Annotated in this window: 11 protein-coding genes; 5 read left to right on the top strand and 6 right to left on the bottom strand. The window is 65.8% G+C overall.

Annotated elements, in window-relative coordinates; genetic code table 11:
* The 5 genes from L858_RS0110475 to L858_RS0110455 all read left to right on the top strand — a co-directional run.
* Positions 1-1,540, top strand: a 1,540-nt coding sequence (locus L858_RS0110475; protein ID WP_022683105.1) for an ATP-dependent helicase C-terminal domain-containing protein, incomplete at its 5' end; no start/stop codon positions are given.
* Positions 1,541-1,598: 58 nt separating this feature from the next.
* Positions 1,599-1,877 (top strand): ETC complex I subunit, encoded by a 279-nt coding sequence (locus tag L858_RS0110470; protein ID WP_028056015.1) that lies wholly within the window; start codon positions 1,599-1,601, stop codon positions 1,875-1,877.
* A 129-nt stretch (positions 1,878-2,006) separates the two neighbouring features.
* Positions 2,007-2,252, top strand: a complete 246-nt coding sequence (locus L858_RS0110465; protein ID WP_022683103.1) for an acyl carrier protein — start codon at positions 2,007-2,009, stop codon at positions 2,250-2,252.
* Positions 2,252-3,514 (top strand): serine palmitoyltransferase, encoded by a 1,263-nt coding sequence (gene spt, locus L858_RS0110460; RefSeq protein WP_022683102.1) that lies wholly within the window; start codon positions 2,252-2,254, stop codon positions 3,512-3,514. The genes L858_RS0110465 and spt overlap by 1 nt, the downstream gene beginning before the upstream one ends.
* Positions 3,515-3,654: 140 nt before the next feature.
* The gene (locus tag L858_RS0110455; protein WP_081643337.1) at positions 3,655-5,628 is read left to right on the top strand and encodes an ATP-binding protein; all 1,974 of its coding nucleotides are present in this window, start codon (positions 3,655-3,657) and stop codon (positions 5,626-5,628) included.
* Here the strand turns inward: L858_RS0110455 and L858_RS0110450 are convergent.
* The 6 genes from L858_RS0110450 to gcvT all read right to left on the bottom strand — a co-directional run bounded on the left by L858_RS0110450 (position 5,585) and on the right by gcvT (position 11,724).
* The gene (locus L858_RS0110450) at positions 5,585-6,460 is read right to left on the bottom strand and encodes a hypothetical protein (RefSeq protein ID WP_022683100.1); all 876 of its coding nucleotides are present in this window, start codon (positions 6,458-6,460) and stop codon (positions 5,585-5,587) included. The genes L858_RS0110455 and L858_RS0110450 overlap by 44 nt on opposite strands.
* Positions 6,461-6,556: 96 nt before the next feature.
* Positions 6,557-7,201 (bottom strand): DUF938 domain-containing protein, encoded by a 645-nt coding sequence (locus L858_RS0110445; protein ID WP_022683099.1) that lies wholly within the window; start codon positions 7,199-7,201, stop codon positions 6,557-6,559.
* On the bottom strand, positions 7,198-8,769 hold the full coding sequence (gcvPB, locus tag L858_RS0110440) for an aminomethyl-transferring glycine dehydrogenase subunit GcvPB (protein ID WP_022683098.1): 1,572 nt from the start codon (positions 8,767-8,769) through the stop codon (positions 7,198-7,200). Before gcvPB ends, L858_RS0110445 begins: the two co-directional genes overlap by 4 nt.
* Positions 8,766-10,124, bottom strand: coding sequence for an aminomethyl-transferring glycine dehydrogenase subunit GcvPA (gcvPA, locus tag L858_RS0110435; RefSeq protein WP_028056014.1), 1,359 nt, complete (start codon positions 10,122-10,124; stop codon positions 8,766-8,768). The genes gcvPB and gcvPA overlap by 4 nt, the downstream gene beginning before the upstream one ends.
* Positions 10,125-10,174: 50 nt before the next feature.
* A complete protein-coding gene (gene gcvH / locus L858_RS0110430; protein WP_022683096.1) occupies positions 10,175-10,546 on the bottom strand; it encodes a glycine cleavage system protein GcvH in 372 nt (123 codons plus the stop codon).
* Positions 10,547-10,572: 26 nt separating this feature from the next.
* A complete protein-coding gene (gene gcvT, locus L858_RS0110425; RefSeq protein ID WP_022683095.1) occupies positions 10,573-11,724 on the bottom strand; it encodes a glycine cleavage system aminomethyltransferase GcvT in 1,152 nt (383 codons plus the stop codon).
* Positions 11,725-11,804 lie beyond the last annotated feature (80 nt).

Raw genomic sequence — 11,804 nt, 5'->3', positions numbered from 1 at the left:
GACCCGGCTCGTGACCGAGCGGGCGAGCCAGGCGGCGGCGACGCAGCGGGCAGGACGCGCGGCGCGACAGCGGCCGGGCGTCGCCTATCGGCTGTGGGAGGCGGCGGCGACCGCGGGCATGCCGCCCTTCGACCCGCCGGAGATTTTGGAAAGCGATCTTTCCAGCCTGCTGCTCGACTGCGCGCTCTGGGGCGTGGGTGACCCGGCGGGCCTGCGCTGGCTGGACGAGCCGCCGGCCGCTGCTGTTGCGGAGGCGCGCAAGCGGCTGACAGCACTGGAGGCGCTGGATGAAGATGGGCGCATCACCGAGCATGGCCGGGCGCTGGCGAAGCTGCCGCTGGCACCGCGCATCGGCCATATGCTGGTGCGGGCAGGCGAGATGGGGCTGGCGGAGGTCGCGGCTGAGATAGCCGTGCTGCTCGGCGAGCGCGGGATCGGCGGGCAGGATGTGGACCTCTCTCAGCGGCGGCTGCGCTGGCGGCGGGAAAGCGGCAAGCGCGCGGACGCGGCGCGGGCCTTGGCAAAAAGATGGGCGCGGCTGGCGGCTGGCGCGGACTCGCCCACGACATCGGAACATGCCACCGGCCTCTGCCTCGCCCTCGCCTTCCCGGATCGTGTGGCAAAGCGGCGGTCGGCAGACGGCGCGAACTGGTCGAGTGTCGGTGGACGTGGTTTCCGGCTTGATCCGGTTAGTTCCCTGGCGCGTGAGGAATGGCTGGCGGTGGGAGAGGTTCAGGGCAGCGCGGCGGGCGCACGCATCCTTTCCGCCGCGCCGGTCAGCGAAGCGGAGGTGATCCGCCTGTTCGGCCATCGCATCGCCGAGCATCGAACGGTGCGCTTCCGCCCCGGCGATGGCGGCATAGAGGCGCTGCGGGAGCGGCGGCTGGGGGCGGTGCGGCTCTCTTCGGGGTCCGACGACCGGCCCGATCCCGAAGCGGTGAGTGCGGCTTTGTTGGAGGGTGTGCGTCAGGGTGGGCTGGACCTGTTGCCTTGGTCCGACGCAGCCCGTTCGCTGCGGATGCGGGCGGCGTTCGCAGGCGTTGAAGCGCTTTCCGACGGGGCGCTGCTTACAACCCTGGACGAGTGGCTGCCGCCGTTATTGGCGGGCAAGCGGCGGCTGTCCGATATCGACCGATCGCAACTGTCGGGTGTGCTGGACGGGCTGATCGGCTGGGACGGCAAGCAGCAGATCGAACGGCTCGCGCCCCCTGACTTCCGCTCTCCCGCCGGCAGCACCCACGAAATCGACTATGCGGCCGAGGGTGGCCCGCGCGTCGAACTGCGCGTACAGGCGCTGTTCGGCCTTGCCGAGCATCCGACGGTCGGCAGCCAGCGCATCCCGCTGCTGCTGTCTCTCACCTCGCCGGCGGGCCGGCCGATCCAGACGACGCGCGACCTGCCCGGCTTCTGGGCGGGCAGCTGGAGCGCGGTCGCCAAGGAGATGCGCGGGCGCTATCCCAAGCACCCTTGGCCCGACGATCCGGCTGGAGCGAGCGCCACGTTACGCACCAAACGCGCCGACGCCCGCGCCAAGCCTTGACTTGCGGCCGCGCGCTGGTGCAACGCAACCGCCACTGCCTTTGAGGAGTTACGACGGCGTGAGCGCGCTAATCTATCAGATCCAGAAGAACGCCCTGCAATCCGGCAAGGCGCGGACCAATCAATGGGTGCTGGACTTCGCGCAGTCGGAGCCGAGGAAGGCCGATCCGCTGACCGGCTGGACCGGATCGGGCGACACGCAGAGCCAGGTCAAGCTGACTTTCCCCTCCGAGGAAGCGGCGCGCGCCTATGCGGATCGGAACGGCATCGCCTACAAGGTCATTCCGACGCCGCCCAAGACACTGAAGATTCAGGCTTACGCCGACAATTTCCGCTGACGGCGCCGCGCACCGCCGGCTCCACAGCATAATCGAGGCCAGATGATGCCCGATTGCCGCCTTATTCCCTTGCCAAAGAGCGGGCTGAGGCGGCAATAGCCGTTCTTTCACGGAAAGACTGAAGAGATAATGACGGATCGCCAGCAGATTTTCGACAGCGTCGCCGCGCAGATCGCTCCTTTCAACAAGAAGGGCGTCGAACTCACCGAAGCGACGAGCTTCGCCGGTGATCTGGAATGGGACAGCCTGACGGTGATGGACTTCGTCGCCGCGATCGAGGATGAGTTCGACATCATCATCACGATGAACATGCAGGCAGAGATCGAGACGATCGGCCAGCTGGTCGATGCCGTGGCGAAGCTGAAGGCCGCCTGATGACCGACGCTGCCGAAACCGCGACCGACACCCGCACCCCTGCCGAAGTCGCGGACGCGCGCGATCTTTTCTCGAAGTTCGATCCGCTGATCGCCGAGCGCGAGGCGCTGCTGGCGACCGGCGTGCGCGACCCCTTCGCGATCGTGATGGATGAGGTGAAGTCGCCGACCCAGGCGGTGATCAAGGGCAAGGACACCATCCTGCTCGGCACCTATAATTATATGGGCATGACCTTCGACCCGGACGTGGTCGCGGCGGGCAAGAAGGCGCTGGATGAGTTCGGCGCCGGCACGACCGGCAGCCGGGTTCTGAACGGCACCTATCAGGGCCACAAGGAAGTCGAGGACGCGCTAAAGGATTTTTACGGCACGTCGGGCGCGATGGTCTTTTCGACGGGTTATCAGGCCAATCTGGGCATGATTTCCACGCTGGCGGGCAAGGGCGACTATGTCGTGCTGGACGCCGATAGCCATGCCTCCATCTATGACGGCTGCTTCCTCGGCGATGCGGAGATCGTGCGCTTCCGCCACAACAGCGTCGAGGATCTGGACAAGCGGCTTGGCCGCCTCCCCGCCGACGCGCAGAAGCTGGTGGTGCTGGAAGGCGTCTATTCGATGCTGGGCGACGTCGCTCCCCTGCCCGACATGGTCGCGGCGGTGCGCAAGCATCCCAACTGCATGATCCTGGTCGATGAGGCTCATGGCATGGGCTTTTTCGGGGCCAATGGCCGCGGCGTCTATGAGGAGCAGGGCGTCGAGAAGGACGTGGATTTCGTCGTCGGCACCTTCTCCAAGTCGGTCGGCACGGTCGGGGGCTTCTGCGTCTCCAACCATCCCAAGTTCGAGGTGCTGCGCCTCGTCTGCCGCCCCTATGTCTTCACCGCCTCGCTGCCGCCGAGCGTCGTGGCCACCGCCGCTACCAGCATCCGCAAGCTGATGCACGCTGGCGAGAAGCGCGCGCATCTGTGGAAGAACAGCCAGCGGCTGCACAAGGGGCTGACCGACCTCGGCTTCAAGCTGGGTACCGAAACGCCGCAGTCGGCGATCATCGCCGTGATTCTGACCGACCAGACGCAGGCTGTCGCCATGTGGCAGGCGCTGCTGGAGCTCGGCCTCTACGTCAACATGGCCCGCCCGCCCGCCACGCCCGCGGGAACATTCCTGCTGCGTTGTTCGCTTTGCGCTGAGCATAGCGATGAGCAGGTAGGCCAGATCATCGGCATGTTCGAGGCGGCAGGCAAGGCGACCGGCGCCATCGGCTGACCCCGTCCTAATCTCTGATAAAGGTTCAATCGATTGCGTCCTGCGGCGGAGTGCCCGCGCAATTCGGAACCTTTCACCTGCAGTCATTCTCCGCTAAGCTTCCTCATCTGGTCTAACTGTCGATGATGGACGGCTATTTCATGGATGAAGCGGCGACGGGATGGCGAAGTGCTTTGCGTCGCGTCTTGCCGGCCATGCTGGTCATCCTGCTGATCGGATCGCTCGCCGCCCTTCTCTACAACGCCGGCAAGGCTTCGCGCGACCACGAGCGCGCGCTGCAGGAACAACGCCGCAGCCTGGAAGTCATCGCCCTCGCCCGCGCTTTTGACGCCAAGACGGCGCGCGCGGAGGTGACGCTCGCCCGCTACGTCATCAGTCTCGACCCCGATACCGGGCGGCTGTTCCAGGACCAGTGGCGCACCGCCGCAAGCCAGCTCAAGCAGATGAGCTATGTAACGCGCGAGTCCCAGTGGCAGCGTCCCAACGTGCGCGAATTGGAGGCCGCCTTCGCCCAGCGCGGCAAGACGTTGAGCGAAATCGGCCTGCGCACCACCTACGACCAGAAAATGGCCGCGCTCGCCCGCTTCCACCAAGCTGGAAAATCGGAAGATCTACGGCATATCAACCTGCTGCTCGACCGCGTGATCCAGGCGGAAAATGCCCGCCTGCGGGAACGGAGCCTGGCGGTGTCGCTGGCCGGCGACCGGACGGAGTGGGTTGGCAAGACGTCGCGGCTTGTCGGCTTGGTGCTGCTCGTCTGCGTGCTCTTCGCGCTATGGCTCGCGAACGCCGCCTATAACGAGCGCCGCAAGGCGGGGCGTCAGGCGGAGGATGAAGCAGCGCGCGCCGATCGGCTGGAGGCAGCGGTGGCAGCCCGAACGGCTGAACTGTCCAGCGCTTATGAACAGCTGAAGAAGGAAACCGCCGAGCGGGCGGTGGTCGAGGAAAATCTGCGCCAGATGCAAAAGATGGACGCGGTCGGGCAGCTGACCGGCGGCATCGCCCACGACTTCAACAATATGCTGGCGGTGGTCGTCGGCGGGCTGGAACTGGCGAAGCGCAAGCTGCGGCTGAAACCGCAGGAGGCGAGCCGGCATCTGGACAATGCGATGGAGGGCGCCACCCGCGCCTCCGCCCTGACGCGCCGGCTACTGGCTTTCGCCCGATCCGAGCCGCTGTTGCCCCGCGCCGTCGATCCGGACAAGCTGGTGACGGGCATTGCCGAACTGATCGACCGGTCCATCGGCGACCAGATCACCGTCGATTTCGAGAATGCGGCGAACGGCTGGCGCATCTTCGTCGATCAGCATCAGATGGAAAATGCTGTCCTCAACCTGTGCGTCAACGCGCGCGACGCGATGGATGGACGCGGACGGCTGACCATCAGCACAGGACAGGTCCATCTGGCCGCGCAAGAGATCGGCGAATGCGCAGAGGGCGAATATGTGAGGCTGAGCGTAGCCGACGACGGCTGCGGCATGACGCCAGAAGTTTTGGCGCGGGTTTTCGAACCCTTCTTCACCACCAAGCCGGTCGGCAAGGGAACGGGGCTCGGCCTCAGCCAGATTTTCGGCTTCGTGCATCAGAGCGACGGCGAAATCCGGATCGAATCCGCGCCCGGCAAAGGCACCTGCGTCCACATCTACCTGCCCCGGCGCATCAGCGAGGAGGGTGACGAGCCCGCCGACACGCTGGACGCCGAGCGCGAGGCGGTAATGCATCCGCCCACGCGTATCCTGGTGGTCGAGGATGACCCGCGCGTGCTCAACCAGACGATGGCGGCGCTGGCCGAACTGGGCCATCTTCCGGTCGCCTGCGACCATCCGTCGAAGGCCGCAAGGCTGCTGATGAGCCATCGCGACATCGGCCTCATCATGAGCGACGTGTTGATGCCCGAGATGACCGGGCCGGAAATGATCCGCACCCTGCCCGCCGCCTTTGCCCATCTGCCGGTGCTGTTCGTCACCGGCTATGCGGGCGACATTGCGGAGAGCGCCGATTTCGGCGGCCACGAAGTGCTGCGCAAGCCCTATACCCTGCTCGCCCTCGCCCATGCCTTGTCGAGCGCGCTCAGCGGATCGCACCACCCCGGAACAGCCGCGGCAGCAGAGTAAGCGCGCCGATCAGCGGCCAGCGCCGCTGCCACGGCCTGATCTCGATCGCGGTGCCGGCATGACGGTTTATCTTCCAGGCAAGATAATCGATTCCGCCTGCGTAGGTGAAGCTGGCCTTGGCGAGGCGGATGACGGACAGAAATTTGCCCCGCCGCTGGAGTTGCCGCCACCGGGCTGGCGCATCGGCGGGAGAAGGCGGAAGACCCTGCGCCAGAGCCGCCTCGCCAAAGCGGCGGTAACGATCAGGGTCGGCATCCACGATCGAGAGCGAGCGTCCTTTCCGCTCAGCCCGCAGTTCGGCATTATAGGTGAGCGTGAAGCCCGTGCGCCAAAGCGACAGCGCGTCCTGCTGATCCGCCATGGGCCGGGCGAGCGAGAGCAAGGTGGGGGTAGCGCTGGCGACGACGCCGATGGCGCGCTGGCGAGCAAGATCGTCCGCCGCCCAGAGCAGCCGAGCCGGTTGGGCAAAGCGCGCCCAGACCGAGACATTGTCGGCAGCCGGACTGTTGAGGCGGGCGAAGTCAGCCTCCGACAGCACCGCATATTTGGCGATCAGCCCATTATGTTCGAACGGAAAGACGTTGGGCGGAATCAGCCGGTTGGCGGTGGCTAGCCAACGCTTGCCGTACGCGTCACGATAGTTGGACACGATCAGGTAGAAGTCCAGCATCAGCCCGTCGAGATTCTGTTCCCGCAGGCAGGAGCCATAGAAGAGCACGGCACGCGAGGCAGCAGGATATTTCGCGGCGAGAGCGCCCGCCATAGCCGCCGCCCGCGGGTCCGCAGCGGCAGTGAGTTCGGCGGCGACGAGGGAGAGAAGGGTTTGGGGCATCGGTCCTGCTGAGAGCATATCGTGCTCCTGCGGAGGCAGGAGCCCAGTTCCGGCGTTTGGACTGTGCTCCTGCCTTCGCAGGAGCACGAACGACTTTCAAGGCTGCCGCCTGAATATCAAGGACAGATTGTTTGCAGGCATTTCGATCAAGCGCTGGAACCTCAGCCCTTCCGCCTCCGCCGCTGCAATGACCTCTTCCACCTTGCGCAATCCCCACCGCGGATCACGCGCCTTCAGCGAAGCGTCAAAGGCGGCGTTGCTCGGCGCCGTTTCCCTGCCGTCGCGCAGATAGGGACCGTAGAGGTAGAGAAGGCCGCCGGACGCGAGCAACGCTCCTGCCCCCTTCATCAACCCGACGGTCGCAGCCCAGGGACTGATATGGACCATGTTGATGCAGAGCACCGCATCGGCGTGCGTGATCGGCCAGTCGGCGGCCGCATCCAGCCGGATGGGCGGGCGGATGTTCGCGAGGCCGGCTTCAGCACTCCATGCCGAAATCGAGGCGAGCGCCGCCGGATCGGGATCGCTCGGCTGCCATTCGAGCTCAGGGAGTCCCGCGGCGAAGTGGACCACATGCTCACCGCTGCCGCTCGCCACCTCCAGCACGAGGCCGGATGGCGGCAGTTCCTCGCGGAGGATGGCGAGGATAGCGTCACGGTTGCGCTCCGTGGCGGGGGCATAGCGCTTCTGTGCGGCGGTGGCGCCGGAACCGAGTTCCCACGGCTCCGGCCCGGCCGTCATTCCGCCGCTTCCGCCTGTGTGGGCTCGGTCCATGTCAGGACCGGCTTGCGCGCGGCCAACGTCTCGTCGAGCCGGCGGCGCGGAGCGAAATAGGGTGCGCCCTTCAGCGCCTCATCCCCCGCCTTGGCGCGTCCGGCGAGGCTCCGCAGCGCCAGGATAAACTGATCGAGCGCGGCCTTGCTTTCCGTCTCGGTCGGTTCGACCAGCATCGCGCCATGGACGACCAGCGGAAAATACATGGTCATTGGGTGAAAGCCCTCGTCGATCAACCCCTTGGCGATGTCGAGCGTGGTAAACCCCTCGGCCAGCCCCTTGTCGCTGAACAGCGCCTCATGCATGCAGGGGCCGCTCGACCCGAAGGGCGCGTCCAGCACGTCGTCAAGGCTGCGCAGGATATAGTTGGCGTTCAGCACCGCGTCGCTCGCGACCTGGCGCAGGCCGTCCGCGCCATGGCTGAGGATGTAGGTGAGCGCGCGGGTGAACATGCCCATCTGGCCGTGGAAGGCGACCATGCGGCCGAAGCTGGCGGCGTGATGCTCGTCCGCCGTCTCCTCCTCGATCAGCACGAACTTGTCGCCTTGGCGTTCCACGAACGGCAGCGGCGCGAAGGGCGTGAGCGCTTGGCTCAGCACCACGGGACCAGAGCCGGGGCCGCCGCCGCCATGGGGCGTCGAGAAGGTCTTGTGCAGGTTGATGTGCATGGCGTCGACGCCGAGATCGCCGGGGCGGACGCGGCCGACAATGGCGTTGAAGTTCGCGCCGTCGCAATAGACGAAGGCGCCCGCGGCATGGACCGCCTCGGAAATCGTCTTCATGTCGCGCTCGAACAGGCCGCACGTATTGGGATTGGTGATCATCACCGCTGCCACGTCGGGGCCGAGCCGGGCTTTCAGAGCTGCCCGGTCGACGCGTCCATCCGGGGTCGCGGGGATATCCTCGACCTTGTAGCCGCAGAAGGCGGCGGTCGCGGGGTTGGTGCCGTGGGCGCTTTCAGGGACAAGGATGACACTGCGGGCGTCCCCGCGTGCCTCCAGCGCCGCGCGGATCGCGAGCAGGCCGCACAATTCGCCATGCGCCCCCGCCTTGGGGCTCATCGCGACCGAATGCATGCCGGTGAGCTTGACCAGCCATTCCGCCAGTTCATGGATCACCGCCAGCGCACCCTGCACCGTCGACTGGGGGCTAAGCGGGTGAAGATCGGCGAAACCGGGCATCCGCGCCACCTTCTCGTTGAGGCGCGGATTGTGCTTCATCGTGCAGGAGCCGAGCGGGAACAGGCCAAGGTCGATGGCATAATTCTGGCGGCTGAGGCGGGTGTAATGGCGCACCGTTTCCTGCTCCGACAGGCCGGGCAGGCCGATGCTATCGGCGCGGGCGAGATTGCCGAGGCGGCTTTCCACCTTGGGCGCGTCGGCCAAATCAACACCGGTCGTGTCGGTCGATCCGATCTCGAAGATCAGCGCTTCTTCCAGCATCAGCGCGCGGTTGCCCGTGGCGGTTGCGGGGATGCTGGCGGTTTCGGTCACCGCCTGCGGGGCGGTGGGGCGGCCTTCCTTCAGCATGGTCATGCCAGTTCCTCCTCAAGCGCCTTCGCCAACACTTCAACATCCTCCGCCGTCACCGTTTCCGTCACCGCGACGACCAGGCCATTGCCGATCTGCGGCGCGTCCGGGAACAGACGGCCGAGCGACACACCACCCAGCACGCCCTTGTCGGCAAGGTTGCGGACGACTTCGCGCGCGTCCTTCGACAGGATCAGCGTGAACTCGTTGAAGAAGCTCTCGTTGAGCAGCTTCACGCCCGGCACCCGCGCCAGACGGTCGGCCGCCTGCACAGCGAGGCCATGATTGAGCGCCGCCAGCTCGCGCAGGCCTCTCTCCCCCAGCAAGGTCATGTGGATGCTGAAGGCCAGCGCGCAAAGGCCCGAATTGGTACAGATGTTCGAGGTGGCCTTCTCGCGACGGATATGCTGCTCGCGCGTCGAAAGGGTCAGCACGAAACCGCGCTTGCCCGCCGCGTCCACCGTCTCGCCGCAGAGCCGGCCCGGCATCTGGCGGACATATTTCTGCTTGCACGCGAAGAGGCCGAGATAGGGTCCGCCGAATTGCAGGCCGACGCCGATCGACTGGCCCTCGCCGACGACAATGTCAGCGCCCATATGGCCCGGCGCCTTTATCGCGCCCAGAGCCACCGGCTCCGTCACGACAGCAACCAGCAGAGCGCCTGCGGCATGCGCGGCCTCGGCAAGCGGGGTGAGGTCGGCGATGCGGCCAAGAATGTCGGGATATTGCACGACGACGCAGCTCGTGTCCTTGTCGATCCCGGCGATCAGCGCATCGATGTCGGTCGCGGCGTCCAGGGTCGGCGCTTCATGCACCAGCGCGTCGCCGGTGAATCTCGCCATGGTGTTGGCGACGGAAACATAATGTGGGTGCAGGCCCGAGGACAGGATTGCCTTGCCGCGCTTGGTGATGCGGCGGGCCATGCCGATCGCTTCCCAGCAAGCGGTCGAGCCGTCATACATCGACGCGTTGGCGACGTCGCAGCCAAGCAGGCGCGCCACCTGCGTCTGGAATTCGAACAGCACCTGGAGCGTGCCCTGCGCAATTTCGGGCTGATAAGGGGTGTAGGCGGTCAGGAACTCGCCGCGCTGGATCAGGTGATCGACGCTGGCGGGGACATGGTGCTTGTACGCGCCTGCGCCGAGAAAGAAGGGCGCCTCCCCTGCCGACAGATTTTGCCGCGCCAGCGCCGCCATGTGGCGCTCGACCGCCAGTTCGCTGGCATGATCGGGCAGGCCGGCGATCTTGTCGGAAAGACGGGCTTCGGCGGGAACGTCGACAAACAGGTCATCGACCGAGGCCGCACCGATGACGGAGAGCATCTCCTGCCGGTCGCTGTCGGTAAGGGGTAGGTAGCGCATGATATTGTCCCGTTTCGTCACCCCCGCGAAGGCGGGGATGACGTTGTTAATCAAAGGCTCGCGACGAACTTCTTGTAGGCAGCGTCGTTCATCAGGCCTTCCAGCTCGCTCGCATCCGTGACGCGCAGCTTGAAGAACCAGCCATCCTCCTCGGCGTCGCTGTTCACCAGCGCGGGTTCGTCCTCCAGCGCGCCGTTGGTTTCGACCACTTCGCCGGAGATCGGCGCATAGACATCGGACGCGGCCTTGACTGATTCCACGACAGCAGCGTCGTCACCCTTTTCGAAGGTGGTGCCTTCGGCGGGCAGCTCGACGAAGACGATGTCGCCCAGTTGCTCCTGCGCATAGTCGGTGATGCCCACCGTGGCGATTTCGCCCTCGACATCGATCCATTCATGTTCGTCGGTGAAATAGCGGCTCATGAAATACTCCCCTTGAGAAAAGTTGATCAGGCCTTGCGGCGGTAGCGGTGCGGCACGAACGGCATCGACGCCACGGAGGCGGCGATCCGCTTGCCGCGGACCTCGATTTCCAGCGCGGTATCGAGAGCGCTGTGCGGCAGGCTGACCCAGCCCATGGCGATCGGCGCGCCCACGGTCGGCGCGAAACCGCCGGAAGTGACTTCGCCCACCTTCGCAGCCCCCGCATAGATCGGCGCGCCCTCGCGCGCCGGCAGCCGGCCTTCGATCTTGAGGCCGACGCGCCTGGAGCCAGGCCCGTCCGCCAGTTCCTTCAACACGCGAGCATGGCCGATGAAGCCCCCCTCCTCGCGCCGGCGCTTCTGGATCGCAAAGCCGAGATCAGCGCCGATCGCGCTGACCGCAGGCGTCAGGTCATGGCCGTAGAGCGGCAGTCCCGCCTCCAGCCGCAAGGAGTCGCGCGCGCCGAGGCCGATCGGCTTCACCTGCGGCAGTTCGCAAAGCGCATCGGCCAGCAGCGTCACGTCCTCGGCGGAAATGCTGATCTCGAACCCGTCCTCGCCGGTATAACCCGACCGGCTGATCCACAGCGGGACACTGCGCCAGGTGAAGAGGCCGGACTGCATGAAGAGGAGATCGGCTGTTTCAGGGATCAGGCCAGCCAGCGCCTCACCCGCTTCCGGTCCCTGGAGCGCGAGCAGCGCCTGCTCGTCCATATGGTTCATCACGACCTCGTCGGGCAGATGCTCGATCATCCAGCCGATATCGTCATATTTGGTCGCACCGTTGACCACCATGTAGATAGCCGCGCCTTCAAAGGCGTTCCCGCCCATCCGCGACACCATCAGATCGTCCAGGATGCCGCCCTCTTCGTCGAGCAGCATGGAATAGCGCTGGCGAAAGGGCTTCAGGCCCTTGATGTCGCTCGGCAGCAGGATTTCCAGCGCCTCGTCCACGCCCTCGCCCGAAAAGGTGAGCTGGCCCATATGGCTGACGTCGAACAGGCCCGCATGCTCGCGCGTCCAGGTGTGCTCGGCCATGATGCCTTCATACTGGATCGGCATGTGATAGCCCGCAAAACCGACCATGCGCGCGCCCATGGCGCGATGCCAGGCGTCCAGCGGCAGCTCCTGCAGCGGCAATTCTTCTTCGAGATGGGTAATGTCGTCATTGCCGGACATGAGAGGGCAGCCTTTCCGTGAAGGGTTATCGGCGACAAACGCGGATGTCCGATGATCGGACCCCAAGCGTCTGCCACCCC

Source organism: Sphingobium bisphenolivorans (assembly GCF_000412635.1).
GTDB lineage: Bacteria > Pseudomonadota > Alphaproteobacteria > Sphingomonadales > Sphingomonadaceae > Sphingobium > Sphingobium bisphenolivorans.
Note: the sequence above shows the minus strand (reverse complement) of the source record. Positions and strands in the feature narration are given on the sequence as shown.

Bases quoted from the DNA above. Each gene is read 5' to 3' on its own strand.
- gcvT (WP_022683095.1), bottom strand. From the start codon at position 11,724: ATGTCCGGCAATGACGACATTACCCATCTCGAAGAAGAATTGCCGCTG.
- L858_RS0110450 (WP_022683100.1), bottom strand. From the start codon at position 6,460: ATGCCCCAAACCCTTCTCTCCCTCGTCGCCGCCGAACTCACTGCCGCT.
- L858_RS0110465 (WP_022683103.1), top strand. From the start codon at position 2,007: ATGACGGATCGCCAGCAGATTTTCGACAGCGTCGCCGCGCAGATCGCT.
- gcvH (WP_022683096.1), bottom strand. From the start codon at position 10,546: ATGAGCCGCTATTTCACCGACGAACATGAATGGATCGATGTCGAGGGC.
- spt (WP_022683102.1), top strand. From the start codon at position 2,252: ATGACCGACGCTGCCGAAACCGCGACCGACACCCGCACCCCTGCCGAA.
- L858_RS0110455 (WP_081643337.1), top strand. From the start codon at position 3,655: ATGGATGAAGCGGCGACGGGATGGCGAAGTGCTTTGCGTCGCGTCTTG.
- L858_RS0110445 (WP_022683099.1), bottom strand. From the start codon at position 7,201: ATGACGGCCGGGCCGGAGCCGTGGGAACTCGGTTCCGGCGCCACCGCC.
- gcvPA (WP_028056014.1), bottom strand. From the start codon at position 10,124: ATGCGCTACCTACCCCTTACCGACAGCGACCGGCAGGAGATGCTCTCC.
- gcvPB (WP_022683098.1), bottom strand. From the start codon at position 8,769: ATGACCATGCTGAAGGAAGGCCGCCCCACCGCCCCGCAGGCGGTGACC.